This is a genomic window from Bacillus sp. FSL W8-0223 (assembly GCF_038006805.1).
Lineage (GTDB): Bacteria > Bacillota > Bacilli > Bacillales > DSM-4216 > Bacillus_O > Bacillus_O smithii.
Genome location: NZ_JBBOVX010000001.1, coordinates 2,309,766 through 2,334,120 on the forward strand (window position 1 = coordinate 2,309,766; position 24,355 = coordinate 2,334,120).

Here is a 24,355-nt window from a genome sequence, read left to right on the forward strand (position 1 = left end):
AAAATAAAAACAGGCTTATAAAAAGAGCCTTTTGGTAAGACTCTTTTTTATCCCGGAAATAATTTATAGACGTTTTCAATCCCTTTATTGGAAAAAATTATTTTTCCGTATTCCTCCAAATAATGAATCGTGAGACGAGATCTCTCTGCATATTCCAAAATAACAGGCTCCAGATTTTTTTTCATCCCTTCTTGAGAATAGTCGACCGCCACATAATAAAAGGGATCTTTCCAAAAAATCCTCGAAGGAATCACCATTCTCATTTTTGCTATACGCTGAGCAAGCTGGATAATCTCTTCAAAATCCGTACATTTATAAATGGAAAAAGGCGTGAACTCTCGTTTCCATCCAGCATGCAACTCTTCAATGGCATCATTTGTATGATCGTCATTATCCAAAAAGTCAAGTGTAAATATGAGTGTTACTTCTTCCTCCGTTAAAGTATGGATCTCAATAGCCACCGGACCATCATACGCAAAATGGTAACGCTTTTCAATTTCTTCAATCAATTCTTCAAACAGTTCATGCCAAAAAAAAGCATCCTCTTCCACCATCTGCTTCTTAGCGAATCCTTTTTCATGCAATTCTTCAAAGGATATCGATAGTTTAACCGTATTTTTTGACAATCGCTCTATATTCATCACATGGCTGCCCCCTGAGTGTGAACTCTTATGAGTATATTATGTTAGGCAGCAAAGATGGTGTCAGAAAGGCATTATCACTTCGCTTTAAGAAACACTTTTTTCCTTTGGAGTTCATCAATAAATATGTAGATGCCTGATATCCCAACCTCAAAGAAATCATGTCCAAGCCGTTCCCGATCAAAATGATCGAATCTTTACCTTCCCCATTTTCCTAAACCGGAACACCAAATTTATTTCCCGTGCGTATACCCACTTAACATCAAGGATACTTTATCCGCTGTCTCCGTATTCATTTAAATATCAGATGATCTAATAAAAATTTTCACATCCGTCTGCCGGCACGACTTTGAACGCTCCCCTTTTATTACTTGACAATATTCAATATAAAGCGAAGTTGTGAAAATTTGCAGGAAAATGGTGTACTGTTTAAAAAGGACGATTCGCAAGAGTGCTGAGCCGTGGTTCCAGTCTATTTTGTATGGAAAAGTAATGATAAAAAGGTAAACAAAAAATGTTTTCATCATTTATTGTATCTATATTCTCTTAATCGAATGGGGATCAATTTTTAGCAGGATTCATGAACGTGTTTGAATGGACAAAACCTTTTGTCAAAATCATTCTGGACTGTCTCCTATTCTTTGCGAGGCGTGACAGTTTTATAAGGCTAAGCCATTCCTCCATATAGTCGGCTTATTTTCCGCCTTTTTGTCACGCCTGCATTTTTAATTTGCAATCATTCGCAATATTCTTGTTTTTTCACCCAAAAATTCCCACAAGGATAGCATAACAAGCACAAGAAACAAACATAACACCTGCTCTGATCACCTTATTGTATTTTTGAAGGCAGTTAGTACTTTTGAAACAGCAAGCGAACCTATGATGGTGCAAAAGAGGAATGGGCGATGACAAATAATACATTGTTAGAGAAATGAATATTAGATTAAACTTGACTGTTGAGATGTAATGCCATTACGAACATGGCACTTTTTCATCGAGTTACGGCATTCTCAGAACACCGAATCTTGCATTTAATTGTCCGCGAATCATTTTTTCTCGGACGGCTTCCTTTTCTTTTTTTAATATCTTTTTTCGAATTTCAAATGTCTGAACTCCTTCTTCGATCATCTCAGCGATCTCCATCAGCCGTTCCACATCGCTGAATGAATATTTTCTTGTTCCTTTCTTTGTACGATAAGGAAAAATCAATTTCCGTTCCTCATAATAACGGATTTGCCGTTCCGACAATCCTGTGATCTCACTAACAGTACCAATGGAAATCACTTTTTTATCTTTGTAAGATTCACTTTTTATACTCACGGTTATCCCCTCCTTTAAGCTCGTTACACTTATTTTTATTATATGTTAATATTCATAATATTTCCATAATAATGTTATTTTATATCACATATTTTTCTGAACAAAGAGTATGAGTGAGATTTATTTACAGAAATTCATTTTATATCATGCACATTTCTTATAAACAAGAAGGCTTAAAGGTCTTTATAAAGAGTGCAAATGGTGGTGAATATTTCACCATTTTTCATTCATCAATCCCATTTCTGATCGGGAAATTTACCGTAAGATTTTCTCACATCATTTTTCCAGAAAGTAATTTTCTTTCTTCTAGTTGTACTCGGCATCGAACTTGTGAAGATCGATTGGTTGGCTGCTGCTTCCATTCTCCGTTTTAAGCATTTTCTTTTGTTGGTTATTGCCAAGATGTCCAGTTGCTGTTCAGTGTATGAATTCCCCATCTTTGTACTTAAAAATGTAAAAACTCTTCCCTGATAAGGGGAAGAGCAGCAATAAACGTCTTTTTATAACGATATATTCTTCTGACTAGGTGCGACGTCTTCGATAGAGACAAATTCCTCGGAACAGGACGAATTTATCAGCACTTTTGTCAGTTTTTCTGACATATTTTTCTCGCAAAGACCTAAATGCCAGGTCCCCATATAGTAAGGACGTCAAAATAATGATAATGAACCTTTGTACAACTTTGCCTTGAAACATGATTCTTTGTGGGGTTACTCCCCGCTGTTATTTCATATCGGATCCAGCCAGCGATTGGAACAAAAAGTAATAAGGAATTTAACATTTAAAGAAATGAAAGAGTATTTTATTTCACTTCATTCATTCCTCATACCTAACGGCAATCAATTGAGAGCTGCTGATCACTATCGGAACCATCCATCATTGCATCTCTCTCAATTTTTGAAAATCTATGGAAATGATTCCATACAGAATAGAGAAAAAGCAAAGAATGGCTGTTTCCCAAAAAAAGAACCAAGCCATCACGACAAAAGAAGCAAAATGCAGAAAGAAAAAACATCCCCAAATATTGATGTTCTTCATAAACAACCGATACAGCCCTTTCACTTCCCATTCAAGCAGATTTCCATTCAATACAAAAGCCGCCATAAACGCTACTGCTGCGAGAAAAAACTTCATCGGCTTTAATATAAATGTTAATAACAAAAGAGACCATGAAAAGGCTTCCGGACTTGGCAAGCAAAAAATATACATCCAACTAAACAGTTCCGCAAACAAAAAGCGATACACTCCAGGGCATGGAACCACCTCCTCCTATATTCATCGTATGAGGAAGTCGCAAAAAAACTGCCTGCATCATCCGGCTATAATCCCACGACATTAGAATTTATTAGCATGAGGGACAAAACAGCTCCATACAATAGATTGAGATCTATGCGAGGAGGGTGATCGTGTGACACATTTTAAAGGCTTCACTCCATTTAAAAGCTATACACCGTATGTTAGTCCCTTTGATCCATGCCCGCCTAAGACGATCAAAACGTATTCCACTCCGCCGAATTTATATATAGGATTCCAGCCACCGAATACTCCGCAATTTTCACCAATAGAAGCTTTAAAAAAAGGGACATTGTTTAAAATTTTCTATGATCCATATTACGGTCCATACGAACAACCAAAGGGGGTTAGAGAAAATGAAGAAGCCACCTAATTATTACAAAGATTTAGAGGATCTGCAGGCCATTGACTTCGCCATTTTAGAACTAGCCCTCTATTTGGACACCCATCCTGATGATTACGATGCCGTTCTGCAATATAACTGGCTGATCAAACAACGGAAACAGATGAAAAAAGCTTTTGAACTTCAACACGGATCCTTAACCAGCTTCGGGTACAGTTATTCCCGTTATCCGTGGGATTGGAAAGAAGCTCCATGGCCTTGGCAAGTTTAAACCAATCTCGCCGCTTTTTCTGTGTCCTGATGCTCGAACTACTTCTTGATTTTTATGCAGGGTTTTATAATCATGCCTGAAAACAACAAGAAAGGAGTGTTGTCATTCTATGTGGGTGTACGAAAAAAAGCTTCAGTACCCAGTAAAGGTCAGCAGCTGCAACCCGATGCTGGCGAAATTTCTCATCGAACAATACGGGGGTGCAGATGGCGAATTAGCCGCAGCACTCCGATACTTAAATCAACGCTACACCATTCCCGATAAAGTCATTGGACTATTAACCGATATTGGAACGGAAGAATTGGCTCATCTTGAAATGATTGCCGCCATGGTGTACAAATTAACCAAAGACGCTACACCGGAACAAATGAAAGAAGCGGGGTTAGGGGATCATTATGTGAATCACAGCGAAGCGTTATTTTATCAAAGCGCGTCCGGAAATCCTTGGAAAGCGGAATATATTCAGGCCAAAGGAGATCCGATCGCCGATTTGTATGAAGATATCGCAGCTGAAGAAAAAGCTCGAGCCACTTATCAATGGATTATTAATTTAAGCGATGACCCGGATTTAAACGATGGCCTTCGTTTTTTACGAGAACGCGAAATTGTGCATTCCCAGCGTTTTCGTGAAGCAGTAGAATTGATTAAAGAAGAAAGGGGCAAAAAACAGTTTTTCTAAAAGCGGGAAGGAGCGGCTTTCCCGCTATTTGCTTTCGTGATATAAATTAATACCGAATTTTCTTTCCATCATTTCGAATATTTTATGCCGATTTTCCCAAGCGTCATTTTTCCAAAGATCTTTGCTTTTATCAATGATTTCACAGCGAAGCGCATGAAACTCTTCCTCCGCTTTGTCTTTTTGATCGCGAAAAATTTTTACAGCTCCTAAAAGTGCTGCGCCCGCCAATAACAGCAGCATCATCATTCGACTGTCAAAAAAGGACGAAATAATTTGAAAAGCGGAATCTGAATACGGAATCAACAGCTTTTTATAAAACAAATAAATAAAAAGAAAGGTATAAAGGAAAAAGAGTGATAAAAAAAACATCTGCTTTTTGTGAAGTTTATCCAGCTTCCTTTTTCTTTCAATTAAATTTTGAAGCATTTGCTTCGTAGCCTCATCTGTTCCGTCATCCAACATCAAAAGAACTGAATCCATCCTTTCCCTCCTCCACACTCATTCTATGTACAAGCACTCATCGATATGATCAAATTTTGAAAGGAAAGGATGTTGACCCGCTCCAGCTCTTTACCAAAAAAAGACGAGAAAGGCTAAACAAAAAATTATTTTTCCAATGGGATTTTGAGTACCTGTCCCTCGTTAATATGATTGTCCTCTAAATGGTTGGCCGATTTAATCTTGTCGATTCCATCCTTTGTACCGTAATAATGAATGGAAATATCAGTAAGCGTCTCATTCGGCCGGACAATATGAGTCACCGTTTTTCTTTGTTTGTTTTTTAAAGTTTCCTTTTTTGATTGGTTGGATGTTGAACTGGCCGATTGATCGTGTCCGCTTGCGCTTTCTTCGGTAATAACCGATACGGAAGACAAAGGACGTTCTTTTTCCTTTATCGTGTTGTAACTAAATAAAATCGCCACCGGGAGAAAAATAAATAGAATGAGAAGTGTACGAAGCATAGAAAAGATTTTTTTTTCTTGCTTTTTCTGCTTTCGATATTCTGTTCTGCTTAATGTTTTAGGCTCTTCTTCTATTTCGGTCCATTCTTGCAATTTCAGCTCTTTTCGATGCTTTTCTGCCAATTCTCGATAAGGGTCTCTCTTCATGTATCATCCCTCTTCGTTTTTTTCCCTTTTATCTTTAAAATGAATGATGATTCCTAATGCGCAATCGATGACAAAATGCATGACGACCGTTACTGCCAAGTTTTCAGTCCATTCGTAAAAAAAGCCAATCCAAAAACTGAAGACGAAAACATTGACTGTAAGAAACCAATTGCTTAAATAACGAATATGGACTAAAGCAAAAAGAATGCTTGCCGCTGCGAATCCAAAGTGAGTTTGAAGAACTCCCCGAAAAAACATTTCCTCGCTGAAAGCAATAAGAGCCGTTATCCATACGATGGAGATCATGTTTAGCTTCGAAAATATTTTCTCATTGATCCCGCCATCATCAAAATATTGGTGGGGAAGCCATTTCATGAAGCAAAAATCAATCAAGACAACGGTCAAACCTCCGACTATTCCCCAGACAAGCCGCCGATCGCTCCAATCAAACAATTGAAAATAAGAGGAGAAGGAATCAAATAATAGCCAGATGCCGATTCCGGTAAAAGCAAGCAATAGACATTGTGTCCAATAAAGAGATTTCATGATATCTTGGTGCGTTAACTCCTCTATCAATAGTAACTTATTCTTTTTCATCGATTTTTCCTTCCATCAAAAGCAATTTTTGCAGAATGGCCTCCCAATCATTCATCTCTTCTTGCCTGGACTGGCCGGCTGTCGATTCATAATAATCGAGAATATTCAGCCCACAGCAGTCGCAACACCTTTCCGGCTTCGATCCAATCTTTTCATGAAAATATAAAAGAACTCCTTCTCTACGGCAAGAAGTGCTATGGATCCACTGGACCATTTGACTCAATTTCCTGCGCTTCTTACGGATCTGCTCATTTTTGTCTCTTTGGATATACTCCCATTTTTTTTCGAATGAAAAATCTTTGTATAGTTCCTCATAGTGAAGAAGATAACGATACTGGACATCCGTCAGTTGCAGAACAGCCGCCGCTTCCTTTTTTAAGTTCGGCTCATATGCAAGGAATGCTTCAATTTGTTTGTCCGTAGGCAATTCCGTTTCCATTAAACGCTCGTGTATGCGTTCATCTCCGTCGGCGTACAACAAGATCGCCAAACTTCTTTTACCATCACGACCAGCGCGGCCAATTTCCTGCAAGTACGATTCCATTTGACCCGGTGGATGGAAATGGACGACGAATCGAATATCGTTTTTATTGATCCCCATCCCAAACGCGCTCGTTGCACAGATAATCTCCAACTCGTTAAATAAAAATTGCTGCTGTATTAAGATTCTTTCGTCCTGTTCCATTCCGCCATGATAAACGCCTACTTTTTTTATCCCTTCTTGTTCGAGCCAATAAGCCGTTTCTTCGGCGGCCTTCTTGCTGGAAAAATAAATAATGCCTGGTTTTTGTACGTTTTTGACAATCTCCAAAAGACTGTCCAGCTTTTCTTTATAACTTTCGCAATGTTGAACACTCATCGCAATATTGGCTCGGTCAACCGAAAAGATCCATTGATTCGCATCTTGAAGATGTAAATACTTCGTGATGTCCGTTCTCACTTCTTCTGTTGCGGTCGCCGTCAGCGCAAGCGTCAATGGCCGGTTCAATAATTCACGTGCTTCGCCGATTTTTAAATAATCAGGGCGAAAATCGTGCCCCCATTGGGAAATGCAGTGGGCTTCGTCCACTACAAACAATGAAAGGCGGATTTTGGATAATTCATGCAACACCCGTTGATTAGAAAGCATCTCAGGAGACATAAAAACAAAACGAAATTGCCCTAAACGGGAAAGTGCACGTTTTTTTTCTTCAAAGGAGAGGAAAGAGTTCAAAGCAATCACCCTTTTTTCCCCTCGCATCTTCATTTGTTCCATTTGATCTTGCATTAAAGAAAGAAGAGGTGAAATGATAATACACGTACCGTCTAATATGTAGGCCGGCAGTTGGTAGCAAAGTGATTTCCCTGTCCCGGTTGGAAGCATGGCGAGTGTATCTTTTCCTTCAAGCAGTGAAGTAATGACTTCTTTCTGTCCGGTTCGAAATGACGAATACCCAAATTGTTTTCGTAATAACAGTTCAAGTTCCATGTTGATTCACTATCCTTCCATACTTCGCTAGAACAAGACGAATTTGAAAGTAAGATAAATGAGGAAGAATTTCTTTAATATCCTTTAATTTTTTACTGGTGAGTGTCTTTGCTACTTTTTCAAAGGCCTCCAACTCTTCTCTTTCAATAAATGGATCTATGGAAAAATCGGGAACATTTAAGGCAATCTCAACGAGGTGATCTTCGATTGTATTCCGCTTCAGTCCGCGCACATGTGCGATCCGTTCAACAGATAGCCCCCTCTGAAATAGTTCGTATGTTTTTTTTGCTGATTTTGTCAATACAACCGGCTGTTTTAAATCTAGCAGCATTTCATGTAAAATGGGAAATTTTTTCGGATGATGAAGCGCAGAGTGTATCATAAAATGAATCCAATGAGAAAATCGCAGCCAATATTCCGGTTCTTCTATTCCCAATTGTTTTGCTGTTTGCGCCGCCGTTTTTCCAATTCGTTCGTATCCTGACAAGCGAAAAACGAACAGACGCGGATCTTCTACTTTTTCACTTTGCAATAATTCATATAGTTCGCGATATAGTTGTACACCTGTATCCGTCCGATTTACCTTCCGGCTCAAAAGCCATTTTTTCACCCACATTTGAACTTGGTCATTCCTCTCTGCCGGATAAAAGACAGATTCTTCATGAATTAAATAGGAAACGGTTTGAACGAGCAAGTTTAATCGTTTCCAAAAGACCGACGCCATCGAATGTAAAGGCCAGCCATCCAAATACGGAAGGGCTGAGTTTTTGGTCCAAAATTCTTCTAATTCACTTTTTCCTTTTGGAAGCAAAAGGGCTCTTTCGCCATTTTCCATATAGCACCATTGTTGATCACACATTCGCTTAATCTCTTTTTCGAAATCGTTTCTATTCAAATACGGAACGGCGGAAAACCACTTTGTTAATTGATAAAAATGCACATCTTGAATGGATTGCAATGATTTTTTTCCTTTTAGAATGTGAAAAATAGAATAGACCGTTCGCTCCCCATGGATTTTTTCAAAGCAATGCAGCAAAACCGCTTGAAACAAGTTCAAAGATTTTTTCCTCCAGCTCTTTGTTGATTTAGTCCATATGGCCTTACAAGAAAATGTTATGATTCCACTATCAATAGCAGCCGCCTTCTATTTTAACATGAAATTCGACATCCATTGTTCCATCACCTCCATCGTAAGCGTTTCAATTGAATTGTTGGCTCTTTTCTATTGAAAAGTTTTGTTAACAGCTTTACAATGAAGATGGAGAAGTTAAATCCGACTAAATTTCTCAAGATAGCTTTGTTAGGAGGAACAATCTATGGCAAAATATACAATTGTAGATAAAGATACATGCATCGCATGTGGTGCTTGCGGGGCCGCTGCTCCTGACATCTATGATTATGATGACGAAGGACTTGCATTTGTAGTATTGGATGATAACCAAGGAACAGCGGAAGTACCTGAGGTACTGCTTGATGATATGCAAGATGCATTCGAAGGATGCCCTACCGATTCCATCAAAGTAGCAGACGAACCTTTCGATGGAGACCCGCTGAAATTTGAATAAAAATCCAGTGCCTGCTTCAATCGTTTTTCGCTTAGATGAATCGCAAGACTAATCAGACAATTGCGTCAAAACGAAAAGACATTCCGACTGAAAATAAAAAACCTTTCAGTTAAAAGGATGCTTCATCCTTTTAGCTGGAAGGTTTTTTTGCTGAAGATTGAATACCAAAAACCGGTATGAGACATAAAGCTTAAAAGATCCATGTTCCGACTCGTTTTCAAATTCGAAAATATGTAAAAAACGATGGACGACAATCAAACTTTCAAAAGGAATCCCCGTTTTCTCACATGCAGGAAAGCAGCTTCACATGATCCAACGGACATTCCTAAACAGTATAGCCCCCTTTCTGATAATGATGGGTTTCCCTAATGTTTGACATGAAAATGATGGATCGCTTCATCCAGGCTTTGTACTTCTGTTTCCATTTGCTGAATTCCATTGGCTATTTGTTCAATGGATGAGGACGATTCCTCAGCAGTAGCCGTAACTTGTTCAAAGCCGGCGGCAGATTCTTCTGATACTGCTGCTATATTTTCAATAGCCGACGTAATGTCTTTCGTATGGTCTAAAATATCATATAAGTTCGTAGACATTTCTTCTACTTGCTCAAATACCCGTTCAATGCTTTGATAAATTTGATGGAAGGATTCGCCTGTTGATTGAATGGATTGGCGGCCTCCTTCTACTGTTCCATATCCTGCTTTCAGCGCTTGAACCACTTTTCCCGTTTCGTTTTGCACTTCCGAAATAATGGCTGTGATGTCAGCCACCGAATGATTCACCCCTTCTGCCAATTTTCTTACCTCCTCTGCCACGACGGCAAAGCCGCGTCCACTTTCACCTGCTCGCGCTGCCTCAATGGCTGCATTAAGAGCAAGCAAATTCGTTTGTTCGGAAATGTCTTCAATCACATTGACCAATTTGCTGATGTTTTCGGTTTTTTTGTTCAACCCTTCCACTAGCTGGAGCGCTTCATTTACCGTAATGGAGATGTGGTTCATTTCTTCCACGGATTGGTTCATTTTTTGTCTGCCCTGATCGGCCAGTTCTTTCATTTGTTCGGCTTTTGTTTTCACTTCTTCCCCTTTTAACGAGGAATCCATTAACATTTTCATGAATTTTTCCATATCGCTCGATAATTTTTGGTTAGAATTGGCCTGTTCTTGAATGCCGTTTGAAAGATCTTCCATCGTTGTGGCGATTTGCACGGCACCTTCTTTTACGTCAAATGAATATTTAGCCATTTTTTCACTGTGTGTTAATAAGTTGGCGGAGACGCTTTGCACTCCGGAGATGGTCCTTTTTAGATGATCGTTCATCACGTTTAAAGCGTCTACCAACTCCCCTATCTCATCTTTATTTTTTAACTGCAATGGTTCTTTTGGAAGAGTGCCCTGTGCAATCATCAGAAGACGATCTTTTGCACGAACAATCGGACTTGAAATGATCTTTGTAAATATTTGAGTGACGACTAGACTGATGACAATGATCACGATAGCTAATGTCAAACCCCAGCCTGCTATGGTATTGCTATTGGAAATGATTTCATTTCCATTAGAGTGAATATTGCTTTTTTCCTTTTGGGCAATGGAATCAAAATCAGCCATGATCTTTTGAGCGATCGGCTCCGCTTTTTGTTGCAACGCAGCCCGGGCTTCTTTTACTTTTCCATGATCATAGGCTTTAATGACGTCATTGAGTACTAGAGATCGCCACTTCTTACTGTCCGCAATAACGGCTTTCATTTCCTTCGATGGATGCTCGCTTAAAATCGAGTCGGAAATGGCTTTGCTAGATTCCGTATATTGATTAAACTCATCCTTATATTTAGGATCTCCATAAAGAACATAAGCTCTGGCAAGAGCAATACGTTGCGAAATATTAAAACGCAGTTCTTGCTCCGCAACCAGCTCGGGAACTTGATTTTTGATCATATTCTCCGTTTTCTGATACACGGTTTGGGAAGACACAAAGTAAATAACGGACATAATCGTCGACATGATGATTAAAATGCCGAAACCTAAATATAGTTTTCTTTTTATTGTTTTAAACATTATGCCCCCTCCTTCATTTTTCAAAATGCATTCAAGTGGACTCTATCTATTTTACCATAAAACAGGAATATAGTACCATGTAAAAGAGTATAAGGAAGTAAAATGGAATCCGTGTATCGGAAAACGGGTTGTTTGTCGGTCTAAAACAGGATCCTTCATTGATTTTTTCGACAGAGAGCAAAAAATCTTTACCCCTTATTAGAAAAAAGAACGAGGGGAGCGGACGGCCATCCACAGTCCGACGCGATTCGTCCTCTGCTCACTTGCGAACACTCTTGATGCGGAATCTTTTCGCTTTTGAATGCCAGAATTTATAGTGTGAATATTCCGAAAATATATAGAGTTGTTTGCCTCTCCCTACTTATTCCACTATAATGAAATAGTATACATAGTGTATAGGAGGTATTAGGTTCATGACGGTGAAAAACCAAATAGTAGAGGCGTTTATCGAAATTCCTACCGGAAGCCAAAACAAATATGAGTTTGATAAAGAACGAGGAATTTTTAAATTAGACCGTGTTTTATTTTCGCCAATGTTTTACCCAGCAGAGTACGGATATTTAGAAAATACGTTGGCTTTGGATGGAGATCCGCTGGACATTCTTGTATTGGTGACAAATCCTACTTTCCCTGGATGCGTCATTGATACTCGTGTCATTGGCTATTTGAACATGATCGACAGCGGCGAAGAAGATGCTAAACTAATCGGTGTGCCTGTAGAAGATCCTCGTTTTGATGAAATCCATTCAATCGACGACTTACCGCAGCATAAACTAAAAGAAATCGCTCATTTCTTCGAACGCTATAAAGATTTGCAAGGCAAAAAAACCGAAATCGGCACTTGGGAAGGACCTGAAAAAGCCGCTAAACTGATCGAAGAATGCCGAGCACGCTACGAAGAAAACAAATAAAAAGCAGGATGTTTCACCTGCTCTCTTTTAAACCAATTTTTTCAAAAAAGACTCACGGACGCTCTTGGCGTCCTTTTTCTTTTTACGGAGCTGTACCTTTCTCTGCAGACCACAGTCTGTAATCACCAAAACTAAGAGCATGTTTTTCTCCTGTACTGCTGCTGGTCTTGGCATAAGCAAGCCTTCCTCCAATGATCAGTATTCCGATGCAAGCCCCCATCGCTATTACGATGACCAACCGCTTTAAGTAATCCCGCATTCTGATCCTCCTCGGCAATTCTTTCACCATAAAACGTTATGATTCCAAATGACAAATTAGACCGCTTCATTTTATGTAAGCGATTCCATTTAAAAACAAAAAAAGGGTCAACCTCCTTTATAATTAGATGATGATTCAATAAGGTCGACCCTTTCTATTCGCGTATAAAGGAAGATGTTTCCCATGTAACAAGATTTATCGCCATCATTCCCACATATGAATGGGTTTTCGACAGTTTGATTAATAAGGAAGATAAAAGGAGAATGTCGTTCCTTCACCCAACTTGCTTTGAACTCTGATGCTTCCTCCATGAGCTTCCACGATGTTTTTCGCAATCGCAAGCCCTAATCCAGTGCCGGATCGGCCGCGAGTCCTGGCTTTATCGGCTTTATAGAAGCGTTCAAACACGAACGGCAGATCTTCTTCCGGAATACCCGATCCGGAATCGATTACGTAAATGACAACGCCTTTCTGTTTTTTCTCCATATCCACCTTGACAAAACCGCCTTTAGGAGTATGGCGGAGAGCATTGTCAATCAAATTCGTCAACACTTGCTCAATGCGGTCCGGATCGATATTGGCGGCAAAAGATGGCTTGTTCCAATCGAACAGTAAACGAACCTCTTGATCCTTCGCCAATCCTTGAAACTTGTTCGTGACTCTTTTGATAAAAGCCGGAATTTCTACTTCTCTTTTTTGTAAGTTGGTATGCCCGGCTTCCATTCTCGCTAAATCTAATAATTCGTTGACCAGCCTTTTCATTCGCAATGATTCTTCATAGATGATTTTCACGATTTCCTTCTTTTCTTCATCCGTCGCTGCGATGTCATCAATAATGGCTTCACTGTACCCTTGAAGCAAGGAAATAGGCGTTCTCAGCTCGTGGGAAACGTTGGCGATAAAATCTTTACGGAGCTTGTCCAGTCTGCGTTCTTCCGTCATATCCCGAACAACCGCTACAGCCCCCCGAACCGTTTCTCCACTGTATAAAGGGCTCACAATGACGACATACGTTCTTCCTTGAACAGTCAATTCACCTATTTGCTCTGATTCCTCCCGACGGAAAACTTTTCCCAATAATTCTTGAATAAGAGTCGGGGCGGTTTCCGGTTGTTCATCTTCTCTGTGCTCATAATACCAGTTTTGCAAAAAACGATCGGCCGGAGGATTCGTAATCAAAATCGTGCCATCTCGGTTAAAAGTGATCACTCCGTCTGCCATACTGCGCAAAATGCTGGCCAGCTGTTCTTTTTCCTGGTTAAGAGCATTCATGTTAAACTTAAGCCGTTTTGCCATGTGATTAAAAGCGATGCCTAACTCCCCGATTTCGTCAGACGTTAAAATCGGAACTTTCGCATCGAATTTTCCTTTTGCAAAAGAGCTCGTTGCTTCCCTCATCTTTCGCAAAGGGGCCGTAATCCGGGTGGATAAGAAAAAGGCAAACACCGTTGTCAAGAAAATCGCAATGCCGGCCGCCAATATAATCAGTTTAGTCGTCTGCTCCGACGTCTCCTTAATCACTTCCAGCGACTGATAAAGGAACACTGCTCCATTTTCATTCGGAGACATTTTCAGAGGAACTCCCACTACAATCGAATTTTCATAGCGATTGGAAAATTTTTTCCCACCATGGATGTTGATTTCTTTTTGGACATATTTTTTATTTTTGAAAACTTTGGACAATTGCTTGTCGTGTATGATGACGCTGCGGTCCAGTTTATCTTTCGGAGAAATATTGGGCGAATATAAAAAGGTGCCCTTATTCTTAGCAATAATGACATGAACATGTGAATCGACAATTTCCCATGCCATTTCCGTACCGATTTTTTCATTTGGATGGTGGGCCAGGATGTCCGCAATTTTTTCCGCGGTATTAGATAATTCCTTTTCCACCTGATTGACGTGGTAATTTTCGAAAAAACCTAACAGCAAAATGGTAAGAACAAATAAGACAAAGGACACCAAGAGCAAGATGGTCGCCCATAATTTTCCTACAATACTTCTCCAAAATTTCATTCAGGCTTTACCTCGAATTTATAGCCTACTCCCCAAACGGTTACAATCATCTTAGCGGCTTTTTCAGACACTTTGTTCAGCTTTTCCCGCAGCCGTTTTACGTGAGTGTCGACAGTACGCAAATCGCCAAAGAACTCATAATGCCAAACTTCCTTTAATAAGTGCTCGCGATCAAACACTTTATCCGGCGTTTTTGCCAGAAAATACAGAAGTTCGTATTCTTTCGGTGTTAAATTTACTTCTTTTCCGTCCGCAGTTACACGGTGGGCATCATTGTCAATGACTAAATGGGGATACACGATCATGTCCTTAGCAGAAGCGTTCGTATGCAAATAACTTGTCGTAGAAGCACGTCTCAGCAGCGCTTTTACCCTCAGCACAACTTCACGCGGGCTAAAAGGCTTTACGACGTAATCATCTGCTCCGACTTCAAATCCTTGCACACGATTTGCTTCTTCGCCTTTAGCCGTCAGCATGATGACAGGAGTAGCTTTCTTTTCTCTTAACTCTTTGCATACTTCCACACCGTCTTTACCGGGCATCATGAGATCAAGAATGATGCAATCATAATCAGTGGTTAACGCTTTGTCTAACGCAGTATTTCCGTCGGCTGCCTCATCTATCACAAAATTTTCCTTTTCCAAATACATTTTCAATAGTCGCCGAATTCTTTCCTCATCGTCGACAATTAAAATTTTCATCTCTTCTTCCACTTTATTTCCCTCCTAGTCTAAACTAGTTGTTCATCCCCGCTTTATGCTAAACAAGTAAGGAGGAGCAGTAACTCTTTGCTCCGTTAAATGAAGGGCCACATGCTTCATTTTAATAGGAAAAAAGCCTCTTTTAAAAGGGAAGGATTGAACTTTTTATGAACATCGACAAATTCTGATTTTAAAATCGGCTGCTACGCATAAGAATGCAGCCCGGCTATGACGAGATTGACCGCCACTAAGTTAAACATGATAATGATAAATCCGATCACCGCCATCCATGCGGATCGTTCTCCATGCCAGCCTTTGGAAAGACGCAAATGCAAAAAAGCAGCATAAAACAGCCAGGTAATAAGAGCCCAAACCTCTTTCGGGTCCCATCCCCAAAACCTTGTCCACGCAATTTGCGCCCAAATCATGGCAAAAACCAAAGCGCCTAAAGTGAAAACCGGAAAACCGATTAAAACAGCGCGGTAGCTGATTTCATCGACTAAGTCCAAGCTGATGTTTTGGACAAAAGGCTGCAGCAAAGCGGCTATTCGTTTTCTAGTGATCACTCGAATCAGTACGTATAGAATGGTGCCTGCTATCAACGACCAAATCACCGTATTCAGTTTTTTGGCATTAATGATAGCCGGAACGTAGAAAAGTGGATTCATAACGTTTTTCGTTTGCAAATCACCCTCATGAGGACCAATCAAAGCAGGCAGATTATAAACCACTTCCGCCGGCTGCCCTTCTTTATTGACATACTGAAAAGCGGCTTCATAATCCATTACCCGGAAAATGGTTGTCACCGCCACAAAGCCGATGACCGCCACCAGTCCGTACATAATGACTTCCAGCCAAAAAGTCCGTTTGCTCGCTTTTGATTGATCCACCACTTTGATTAAATAAATGAGCCCGGCAATAAAACTGATGGATAAAATCCCTTCTCCTGCCGCCGCTGTCGTAACATGAATATGAAGCCAATCGCTTTGCAACGCGGGGATTAATGGACTGATTTCTCTTGGAAACATGCTCGCATAAGCGATGATAATGACCGCGACAGGAAGAGCGAAAAGGCCAAGTGCAGGCAAACGATAAATAAAATAAATAATGATAAAGGCCCCTACTAACATCATGCCAAAAAACGTCGTAAATTCAAATAAGTCACTCACCGGTGCATGCCCGGCAGCAGCCCATCTAGTAAAAAAATATCCGACTTGAGCGATAAAACCGACGATGGTGATCAAAATTCCTATTTTCGCCCAGCGATTAGGTTCCTTTACCATTTCAGCGTTTTTAGAGCGGATGGATCCGCCAAAAAAAAGCGTTGCTACTAAATACAGAATAAAAGCGGTATATAATAAGTTACTGCTTAAATGTGCTAGCGTCACGCTTCTTCCCCCTTTTCAGATTGGTCAACCGGCACCGGCAATTGGGTTCCTTCTAGAATAGACGAAATTTCTTTTTTTAATCCATACCAGTTTTTATTTGTATGAGCAGCAATATAAACTTCGCCATCTACTTTTCTAATCCAAATCCTGCGATGATTCCAATAAGCGCCTTGAATGACGCCGATCATAAAAATCGCTCCCCCCAGGGCTAAAATCCAAAGAGTTAAATCTTTATGGACTGTCAATGCAGAGACATTCCGTGTTTCAAGGCTTTTAAACTTCATTTTATAATCGGTTGCACCAAGCGGCTCGATAGTCTGCCTGATCGCTACAAAACTCACTTCTCCATCAGGATGCTCAGGCGAAAACATTTTAAATAAGAAAGCAGGATTATTCGGAATCGGAGATTTGGATTGTGGCTCACCATTATTGGCAAATCCTGAAAAATCAGGATAATAACCCATTAATTTTACTTTATAGCCATGTCCTAACGAATACGTTTCTTTAGGTTGAAAAAGATCCACTTTTACCGTTCCGAACTCTTTGCCTGTTTTTTTGTCCGTTAAAGTGAACACCATCGCTTTTGGTTCGCCCAGTTTAAAGGAAGATTGGTAAATCGCGTAATGATCCAATTTGATTGGATGGTTGACACGGATGGCTCCTTCCTTTATCTTTTTTAATTTCGGTGGCGCTCCCGGCAGCCCTTGATTTTCATTTTTATAAAGAACTACATTGGATTGATAGTTTTTAGCGATGTTTCCAACGCGATCCATTGCTTGGTTAAAAACTTCCGGATCTTTCTTTTTGCTGTATTCCTGCAAAATAAATTTTTTATTTTGAACCACTAGCATTGCAGTAATTAAATCTGATGATTCAAAATACTAAGAATGTTCAATTTTTTATTGATTTCGAAACAAAAAAATCCTTTACAATGGAAGTACAGGTGGTTCCTGCCCAAATCCAATCGTAAAGGATAACCATTATGGACAAGAATACACTAATTTCATCATTTGGTAAATGGGTTTCACCCATAAATATTCAAAAACTTAGCGAACAAGTCAAAGAATTGAAACAGGACTATTACACAAAAAAGCTGACAACAGAAGCCTATATTAAACTTTTATTGGTAGCCCAGCTGCTCGAATTTAAGAGCTTAGAGGAAATGAGTGATGCACTTGTAGACGAAGATCTTCAAAAAGCACTCGGATTTGAATCGATAAGTGCCTCTCAGCTATCCCGAAAAAACAATCAGATCCACCCACTAATTCTTGCAAATTTGTTCTTGGATCTTGTTTGGAAAATTCAACGGTACCATTATAAAAACGGAAAGAATATGCCACTGAAAATCATTGATTCAAGTACACTCCCGTTGAACTTGACCCATTATAAATGGGCAAAATTCCGGAAAACAAAAGCTGGTGTAAAGCTACACTTACGGCTCGTTTTCATGGATAAAGACACCGTCTATCCTGAAAAAGCAGTGATTACGACAGCAAAAGAACATGACCGAAATCAACTCGAAGTCCTAGTGGATGATCAAGAAGCCATGTATGTGTTTGACCGCGGTTATGTGGACTATGAACGTTTTGATCGGATGACAGATGATGGCTATTTCTTCGTTTCAAGACTGAAGAAAAACGCAGTCATTCGTGAAGTCTATACATTTTCACTTCCTGATGATTGTCACGTTCTATCCGATAAAATGGTCTACATTGGTACCACACAAAATCGTACTGAAAATGTCTTTCGTCTACTAGAAGTTATGGACACAAAAGGGAACTTACTTCGTTTCATCACCAACCGATTTGATTTAAAACCAGAAGAGATAAGTGATATTTACCGATCTCGCTGGGCTATTGAACTCTTTTTCAAATGGCTCAAGCAACACGTAGAAATTAAGCACTTTTATGGAATGAGTGAAACAGCTATTCAAAATCAAATTTTCTTAGCCCTGATCACGTATTGCTTACATGTTCTCATTCAATTGGAGATGAAAAGTAAGAAATCCCTACTTCGAATTACTCGTTGGTTAAAGAGAGCTCTGTGGAAACCAGCTTATGTTTGGTTGCGAAAATTTGATGGGCGAGCCAGTCCATAATCTCCCTTTTGTCGTTGTCGCTCTGGTTTAACTGTATATATTTACCAAATGGGCAGTGCCACCTTTCTTTAGGTTTTGTCTTTTTGGCACAAATTCACAAAAAATAATTAACAGAAAATTCTAACTATATTTATGCAATGCTAATGATTTTGAACATAATATTTTCCGTTTGTCCCCGGAACCTCCAAGGTTTCCCCTTCCCTTATCCAAAGAAGCTTGTCTACATACATGCCGTCAACCGAACGCAACATAGCTCCAAATAAGAAAATGATCAAACCGATATGATTCACATAAGGTCCCCAGCGGGAAAAGCGTCCTTTTTCCGCCAACAGGGCTTCATCATCCATTCGGATACGGTAATGTTTTTTTTCCAGCTTTTTCTTGATTTTTTCGATGTCTTCATGAAAGTGATGGGCGGAACTTTGAGCAAACAAACGTTGCTTCTTCATAAAGGACTCATGTCGAACCACCCTTTGATTTCTTAAAGCGCGGTACAACGGGATGACCCTGTCAAGACTACAGATGACAAGTGATACTCCGATTAAAGCAATGAGCGTTATATACCAGACAGAGTTGTAAAGATCGTAAAAACCAAGCTTATAATAAATTTCCCCCAACGTTCCATAGACTTGTTTGTAATAATCTCCCGGGTCCACATTTTGAGGAATATACATTTTTTGAGGAAAAATCGTCCCGATGGCACTGGCAATCAACGTGACAATAATGAGGATAACTCCTACTTTAACAGAAGAAAAAAAGTTCCATATTTTATCAATGATCGTTTTATGATAAGTTTGGGAACGTCGAGCGCTTCCTTCGTAGCGCATATTATAAAGTTTGCTTTGTTTCGCTTCTTCCGTAAGTGCTCTCCCGCACGCTTCACAAAGAATAGTGCCATGAGGATTTACGTGGCCGCATTCACATTTCACCTTTTCCATAGTATTTCTCCTCTAACATTATGGTTTAATTTCCGCCAATTTTTCTCGCACTTGTTCCTCATTTTGAAGCCCGCCGATGATGACTTCTTTCACTCTTCCTTTTGAATCAATAAGAAAAGTAGTCGGCAAAGGATCGACTCCGTACGCTCTCAGCACCTCCTTATTGCCATCAATCATGATTGGAAATGTGAGATGGTATTGTTCGGCAAATTTTTTTACTACTAAATCAGGTTCACCGACATTGACAGCGAGGATTTCTACTCCTTTGCTTTTATACTCTTTTCCTACTTTTTCCAAATATGGCATTTCTTTTTTGCATGGCTCGCACCATGTCCCCCAAAAATTAAGAAAAACTCCTTTTCCTTTGTAATCAGAAAGCTTATGTTCTTTCCCATGCAAATCTTTCAAGACAAAATCAGGGGCTTGATCCCCCTTTTGAACGGACCCTTTCTCATCTCTTGTTAAATTGGCATAAAGTGTATAGCCAACTGCAGCGGCTAAGATGAGGAGAATGATCGTCCGTACCAAAAGACGTCTTTTCTTTTTATCCACATCAGCACCTCCATCTGATGAAACGATTTCTTCTTCATAGAAGAAAATGCTTCCGTCACATCGTTCATTCAGTATGTACAACAAAGGAAGCGGCCGTTGTCAAAGCAGTGCCTTAAGGCAGTCCGGCCGGATGCGCCATATAGTTTGAATTATGGTAAAAGTTTGATCTTTTTCAAAAATGAGACAATCACAGAATTTACATTCATTATACCATTTATTCCTTTATTGAATAGAAGAATGAAGCTTCGCGAATTTTATATTTTGAAAACCTCTTCATTCTCCTCTCAGCGCCAGTTCTCTCAGCTGCTTCACTTCATGAGGAGATAATTCACGAAACTCTCCGGCATTTAAACCTTGCAGCGTCAAAAAAGCAAAACGTTCTCTTCTTAATTTCAATACAGGATAGCCAATTTTTTCAAACATTCGTCTAACTTGCCTGTTTCTTCCCTCATGAATCGTGATTTCAACAATGGCGGTATTCTTTTTGCGGTCGCCACTTAAGAATTTGATTTTAGCGGGTGCCGTCATCCCGTCTTCCAATTCCACCCCTTTTTCCAACTGCTTTAAGGCTGGACGAGGAGGAATGCCTTTCAGTTTGGCAATATAAGTCTTTTCTATTTTATAGCGAGGATGCATGAGCAGATTGGCGAATTCTCCGTCATTCGTCAACAACAACAGGCCTGAAGTATCATAGTCAAGACGTCCAATTGGATAAATCCTCTTGTCCACATGAGGAAAGAAATCGATCACCGTTTTCCGTCCTTTATCATCTCGAACCGAAGAAATCACACCTCTTGGTTTGTACAGCAGAAAATACACTTTTTCTTCCCTTTCAACAGGAATCCCTTCTACTTCAATCTTATCGCTGTCTGAAACTTTCGTACCAAGTTCCGTAACTACTTCTCCATTTACTTTTACTTTTCCTTCTACTATCAGCTGCTCGGCTTTTCTTCTTGAAGCAATTCCTGCCTGAGCAATCACCTTTTGCAATCTTTCCATTTCCATCACCTCTACTGATTTCCTTAGTTGACATTCCTTACTGCATTATCACATATCGTTCCAAAAAAGCAAAGATGAATGTCATGAACGCAAAACGGGACGCTGTCTAACTGTTTTTCGTCGATCTTTCGATGGACGGGTCATGCATTGAAATTTCAGTGGCAACATAAAAAAATGGGACTGCCCCAATAGTCAGTAAAATGACTAAGAGGTGCCCCTTTTTTCATGTAAAGCTTTCTATCAAACATATTTGTGAACGAGAAAATCACTCGCTTTTCGTGTCTTGATCCGTGACACGCCTCGCACGTCCCTCGCTGCTAGGGATCTCGCCCGCTTCGCAATCATCACAGTAAAATGTTATCCGAGACAAATAAAAAAATCGCCTTTTCCATGTATGCAGATGAAAGAAGTTCATATGAAAAACGGCAGCTGATACCAGGTTGCAATGTTTAGATAGGACATTGAAACCCGTTCCTCAAAGATCAACAGACACCGGTTGCTTCACCTCGCATTTGGAAAAACGGAAAGCGTCATGTCCGCCTAAGCCAAATCCAGATATTAGTAGATGCGGGTTACGAGAAAAAACAACTATTTATATACTTTTTTCGAAAAATCATATGAACCGGAGGTCAGGAACCAAAAACGAGAGTCACCACGATGATAGCCACTATAAATCCCGCCAAATCGGCCAAAAGTCCGACTTTTAAGGCATCCCCCATTTTTTTTACCCCAACGGCTCCAAAATAAACAGTCAAAACGTACATTGTTGTATCCGTGCTTCCTTGAATAACCGAAGCCAATCGGCCAATATACGAATCAGGACCGTGAGTCGAAATCAAATCGGTCATCATTCCAAGCGCCGCATTGCCGGAAATCGGTCTAATTAAGGCAAGAGGTATGATTTCAGGTGGAATCCCTGCTTTTAACAATAAGGGTTTTATGCAGCCAACCAAAAATTCCAGAGCGCCGGATGCCCGAAAAATACCTATCGACACCATCATCCCCACTAAATAAGGAATAATGGAAAAAGCCATTTGAATCCCTTCTTTCCCACCTTCCACGAACGTTTCATAGGTCGGTACTTTTTTCATTGTTCCGTACAGTAATATAAAACCTATAATAAAAGGAATGAGCCATAAGGATATGGCGGATATCCACTGCATATTATTTCACTCCGTTTTTCCTTCGATAATAAAAATACCGGTCAATTAAAATGCCAAAAATAGCGGAAAATACAGTGGAAACCAATGTTGGACCAACAATTTCAGTCGGCGAGGAAGAATGGTAAGTGATACGGACCGCGATTACCGTCGTAGGAATCAAGGTAATGCTCGATGTATTAATAGCCAAAAAAGTAATCATCGAGCGGCTGGCTGCCTCCTTTCCGCCATTCAACTTTTTCAACTGCTCCATTGCTTTTATTCCAAGGGGTGTTGCTGCATTCCCAAGTCCGAATAAATTGGCCATCATATTGGATACAATATATCCTAATGCAGGATGGTCGGGAGGCACTTCGGGAAAAAGCCGCCTCACGAGCGGGCGAAAGGCTTTGGACATTTTATCAAGCAAACCGGATTCTTGGGCGATTCTCATCATGCCGAGCCAAAATACTAATACACTGATCAATCCAATGCACAACGTGACTGCTTGGCCGGCTGTTTCGAAGATGGCTTCATTCACTTTATCCATATTTCCATTCACCATCGCAAATAGCAAGCCAACGATCGTCATTCCTACCCATATATAGTTAACCATTTGATTTCACACCCATCTGCATCGCAAACAAGTCTTTCCAGTACTGTATCCAACCTTTTTTCTCTGTTTTGACTGGTTCAAAGTAAATCGGAATGGACCGAACTTGACGATGATCAAAATAGACAACAGCCCGACCTACTAATGAAGGCACATTTCTGCCTTTTTTCCAAGCCTTTTTAGGCTTTAGCAATTCATAATTTACTTCTACTTTTTTTTCTTCTTTTTTGGTGAGAGGCAGTACCACTTCTTTCTTTGTGTAAACTCGTCCTTTATAAAAAGAATTTTTTACTTCGTCAATTTTTCCTTTTGGCAAAACTACTTTTGGATCGTAACGATCAAATGCATAGTCAAACATTTTTATATGATCATCCCAATCATTTGGATCATCCAAAGTGACGGCAATTAAATCAAAGTCTCCTTTTTGGGCAGTAGATACAAGCGTCCTTTTCGCTTTTTTGGTATATCCTGTTTTTCCACCCGTACTATATGGATATTTTTCCGTCAACAGTTTGTTTTTATTTTTCCAGACCCTGTCCCAATCCCCCCTGGGGTCAGGCACTTTGTACACTTTTGTACCTGCAATTTTCCGATAGGTTTTATTTTGCATTGCATATTTCGTTAACAGCGCCATATCGTAAGCCGTAGAAAAATGATCATCCGAATCATCAAGACCGTGTGGATTCGAAAAATGAGTGTTTTTCATGCCGATCTCTTTCGCTTTTTGATTCATGAGAAAAACAAATCCTTCTACGCTTCCCCCCACGTGTTCCGCAATCGCAACAGCTGCGTCATTTCCTGATCTAAGCATTAATCCATAAACAAGGTCTTTCAGTTTTATTTTTTCTCCTGGTTGTAAATATAGGGAAGAGCCTTCTGTATGAACGGCACGCTCAGACACTTTGACTGTATCATTTAATTTTCCGGATTCAATTGCCACGATGGCCGTCATGATTTTCGTAATGCTGGCAATCCGCTTAATCTCGTGGGGGTCTTTCTCATATAATATACGGCCGCTGTTTTGATCCATCAAAACGGCGCTTTTAGCGCTGATCGATAGTTTCGCCTCTACCGGCTTGGGCCATAAAGGAACAAGCAGCAAAAGGGAGAAACATATGTAAACCATACTCCTTTTCATTTCCGCCCTCTCCTTCTGTTGTTTGTACAAGTCTATGCAGAAGAAATCGGCATATGATGAAAAGTTGTCGCATTCTTCATTGCACACACGGGAAAAAATCAAGCGTGAGAGGGAATTCCGGCAGCTGTTTTTTCATTGGAACCATTTAATGTTTTTTTATTCTTTCACTCCTCATAAACAAATAAAAAAGGCAAAAGTGATTTCATTTTAAAATCACTTTTGCCCTTGCAAAAAATGTTTTGATTTTCAATTTACTATATCGT

The 24,355-nt window shown here is 39.9% G+C and carries 23 protein-coding genes and 4 pseudogenes; 6 read left to right on the forward strand and 21 right to left on the reverse strand.

The window, feature by feature from the left end; all coding sequences use genetic code 11:
- Positions 1-47: 47 nt before the first annotated feature.
- From NST81_RS11195 to NST81_RS11205, 3 genes are all read right to left on the reverse strand, one after another.
- Positions 48-641 (reverse strand): adaptor protein MecA, encoded by a 594-nt coding sequence (locus NST81_RS11195; protein WP_048623589.1) that lies wholly within the window; start codon positions 639-641, stop codon positions 48-50.
- Positions 642-1,640: 999 nt separating this feature from the next.
- Positions 1,641-1,961 (reverse strand): MerR family transcriptional regulator, encoded by a 321-nt coding sequence (locus NST81_RS11200; protein WP_341029899.1) that lies wholly within the window; start codon positions 1,959-1,961, stop codon positions 1,641-1,643.
- An 876-nt stretch (positions 1,962-2,837) separates the two neighbouring features.
- The gene (locus NST81_RS11205; RefSeq protein WP_048623595.1) at positions 2,838-3,206 is read right to left on the reverse strand and encodes a hypothetical protein; all 369 of its coding nucleotides are present in this window, start codon (positions 3,204-3,206) and stop codon (positions 2,838-2,840) included.
- A 163-nt stretch (positions 3,207-3,369) separates the two neighbouring features.
- Between NST81_RS11205 and NST81_RS11210 the strand changes: the two genes are divergently transcribed.
- The 3 genes from NST81_RS11210 (at position 3,370) to NST81_RS11220 (ending at position 4,547) form a co-directional block, all read left to right on the forward strand.
- The gene (locus tag NST81_RS11210) at positions 3,370-3,627 is read left to right on the forward strand and encodes a spore coat associated protein CotJA (RefSeq protein WP_048623596.1); all 258 of its coding nucleotides are present in this window, start codon (positions 3,370-3,372) and stop codon (positions 3,625-3,627) included.
- Positions 3,611-3,868, forward strand: a complete 258-nt coding sequence (locus NST81_RS11215) for a spore coat protein CotJB (RefSeq protein WP_327796623.1) — start codon at positions 3,611-3,613, stop codon at positions 3,866-3,868. The genes NST81_RS11210 and NST81_RS11215 overlap by 17 nt, the downstream gene beginning before the upstream one ends.
- Before the next feature lie 109 nt (positions 3,869-3,977).
- The gene (locus NST81_RS11220; RefSeq protein WP_048623597.1) at positions 3,978-4,547 is read left to right on the forward strand and encodes a manganese catalase family protein; all 570 of its coding nucleotides are present in this window, start codon (positions 3,978-3,980) and stop codon (positions 4,545-4,547) included.
- Positions 4,548-4,571: 24 nt separating this feature from the next.
- On the opposite strand, the gene NST81_RS11225 is transcribed toward NST81_RS11220, so the two are convergent.
- The 5 genes from NST81_RS11225 to NST81_RS11245 all read right to left on the reverse strand — a co-directional run bounded on the left by NST81_RS11225 (position 4,572) and on the right by NST81_RS11245 (position 8,778).
- Entirely contained in the window at positions 4,572-5,027 is a 456-nt protein-coding gene (locus tag NST81_RS11225) for a DUF2663 family protein (RefSeq protein ID WP_327796624.1), read from the reverse strand.
- A 125-nt stretch (positions 5,028-5,152) separates the two neighbouring features.
- Positions 5,153-5,656: a LysM peptidoglycan-binding domain-containing protein gene (locus NST81_RS11230; protein ID WP_327796625.1), complete on the reverse strand. Its 504-nt coding sequence runs from the start codon at positions 5,654-5,656 to the stop codon at positions 5,153-5,155.
- A gap of 3 nt (positions 5,657-5,659) precedes the next feature.
- On the reverse strand, positions 5,660-6,253 hold the full coding sequence (locus NST81_RS11235; protein WP_327796626.1) for a CPBP family intramembrane glutamic endopeptidase: 594 nt from the start codon (positions 6,251-6,253) through the stop codon (positions 5,660-5,662).
- Entirely contained in the window at positions 6,240-7,721 is a 1,482-nt protein-coding gene (locus NST81_RS11240; protein WP_327796627.1) for a RecQ family ATP-dependent DNA helicase, read from the reverse strand. The genes NST81_RS11235 and NST81_RS11240 overlap by 14 nt, the downstream gene beginning before the upstream one ends.
- Positions 7,711-8,778, reverse strand: a complete 1,068-nt coding sequence (locus NST81_RS11245) for a helix-turn-helix domain-containing protein (RefSeq protein ID WP_048623601.1) — start codon at positions 8,776-8,778, stop codon at positions 7,711-7,713. Before NST81_RS11245 ends, NST81_RS11240 begins: the two co-directional genes overlap by 11 nt.
- Positions 8,779-9,037: 259 nt before the next feature.
- Between NST81_RS11245 and NST81_RS11250 the strand changes: the two genes are divergently transcribed.
- Complete coding sequence (locus NST81_RS11250; RefSeq protein WP_048623602.1) at positions 9,038-9,286, forward strand: ferredoxin; 249 nt, start codon at positions 9,038-9,040, stop codon at positions 9,284-9,286.
- Between the two features lie 448 nt (positions 9,287-9,734).
- Here NST81_RS11250 and NST81_RS17670 read toward each other — a convergent pair.
- Together NST81_RS17670 and NST81_RS17675 are read right to left on the reverse strand one after the other, a co-directional pair.
- Positions 9,735-10,605: pseudogene (locus NST81_RS17670) on the reverse strand (methyl-accepting chemotaxis protein); the annotation flags it as partial.
- A pseudogene (locus NST81_RS17675) lies at positions 10,603-11,340 on the reverse strand (MCP four helix bundle domain-containing protein); the annotation flags it as partial. The pseudogenes NST81_RS17675 and NST81_RS17670, both read right to left, overlap by 3 nt.
- A 413-nt stretch (positions 11,341-11,753) precedes the next feature.
- On the opposite strand from NST81_RS17675, the gene NST81_RS11260 reads away from it, so the two are divergent.
- Positions 11,754-12,251, forward strand: coding sequence for an inorganic diphosphatase (locus NST81_RS11260; RefSeq protein WP_048623604.1), 498 nt, complete (start codon positions 11,754-11,756; stop codon positions 12,249-12,251).
- Between the two features lie 82 nt (positions 12,252-12,333).
- Here NST81_RS11260 and NST81_RS11265 read toward each other — a convergent pair whose 3' ends face one another.
- The 5 genes and pseudogenes from NST81_RS11265 to NST81_RS11285 form a co-directional block, all read right to left on the reverse strand.
- Positions 12,334-12,510 carry a hypothetical protein gene (locus NST81_RS11265; RefSeq protein ID WP_156179247.1) on the reverse strand — a complete coding sequence of 59 codons (177 nt, stop codon included), beginning with the start codon at positions 12,508-12,510 and terminating at the stop codon, positions 12,334-12,336.
- Between the two features lie 240 nt (positions 12,511-12,750).
- The gene (locus NST81_RS11270; RefSeq protein WP_341029905.1) at positions 12,751-14,526 is read right to left on the reverse strand and encodes an ATP-binding protein; all 1,776 of its coding nucleotides are present in this window, start codon (positions 14,524-14,526) and stop codon (positions 12,751-12,753) included.
- Positions 14,523-15,227, reverse strand: a complete 705-nt coding sequence (locus NST81_RS11275; RefSeq protein ID WP_169799157.1) for a response regulator transcription factor — start codon at positions 15,225-15,227, stop codon at positions 14,523-14,525. The genes NST81_RS11270 and NST81_RS11275 overlap by 4 nt, the downstream gene beginning before the upstream one ends.
- A 203-nt stretch (positions 15,228-15,430) precedes the next feature.
- Positions 15,431-16,615 carry a c-type cytochrome biogenesis protein CcsB gene (gene ccsB / locus NST81_RS11280; protein WP_048623606.1) on the reverse strand — a complete coding sequence of 395 codons (1,185 nt, stop codon included), beginning with the start codon at positions 16,613-16,615 and terminating at the stop codon, positions 15,431-15,433.
- A pseudogene (locus NST81_RS11285) lies at positions 16,612-17,457 on the reverse strand (cytochrome c biogenesis protein ResB); the annotation flags it as partial. The gene ccsB and the pseudogene NST81_RS11285, both read right to left, overlap by 4 nt.
- A gap of 140 nt (positions 17,458-17,597) precedes the next feature.
- Between NST81_RS11285 and NST81_RS11290 the strand changes: the two are divergent.
- Complete coding sequence (locus NST81_RS11290) at positions 17,598-18,713, forward strand: IS4 family transposase (protein WP_003352762.1); 1,116 nt, start codon at positions 17,598-17,600, stop codon at positions 18,711-18,713.
- A 146-nt stretch (positions 18,714-18,859) separates the two neighbouring features.
- Here the strand turns inward: NST81_RS11290 and NST81_RS11295 are convergent.
- From NST81_RS11295 to NST81_RS11320, 6 genes and pseudogenes are all read right to left on the reverse strand, one after another.
- A pseudogene (locus NST81_RS11295) lies at positions 18,860-19,651 on the reverse strand (cytochrome c biogenesis protein ResB); the annotation flags it as partial.
- An 18-nt stretch (positions 19,652-19,669) separates the two neighbouring features.
- Complete coding sequence (gene resA / locus NST81_RS11300; protein WP_328202653.1) at positions 19,670-20,203, reverse strand: thiol-disulfide oxidoreductase ResA; 534 nt, start codon at positions 20,201-20,203, stop codon at positions 19,670-19,672.
- 273 nt (positions 20,204-20,476) lie between these two features.
- Positions 20,477-21,202 (reverse strand): pseudouridine synthase, encoded by a 726-nt coding sequence (locus NST81_RS11305; protein WP_328202655.1) that lies wholly within the window; start codon positions 21,200-21,202, stop codon positions 20,477-20,479.
- Positions 21,203-21,831: 629 nt separating this feature from the next.
- Complete coding sequence (locus tag NST81_RS11310) at positions 21,832-22,365, reverse strand: spore maturation protein (RefSeq protein WP_048623608.1); 534 nt, start codon at positions 22,363-22,365, stop codon at positions 21,832-21,834.
- 1 nt (position 22,366) lies between these two features.
- A complete protein-coding gene (locus tag NST81_RS11315) occupies positions 22,367-22,957 on the reverse strand; it encodes a nucleoside recognition domain-containing protein (protein ID WP_328202658.1) in 591 nt (196 codons plus the stop codon).
- Positions 22,950-24,092: a D-alanyl-D-alanine carboxypeptidase family protein gene (locus tag NST81_RS11320; RefSeq protein WP_003355210.1), complete on the reverse strand. Its 1,143-nt coding sequence runs from the start codon at positions 24,090-24,092 to the stop codon at positions 22,950-22,952. The genes NST81_RS11315 and NST81_RS11320 overlap by 8 nt, the downstream gene beginning before the upstream one ends.
- Between the last annotated feature and the right edge of the window lie 263 nt (positions 24,093-24,355).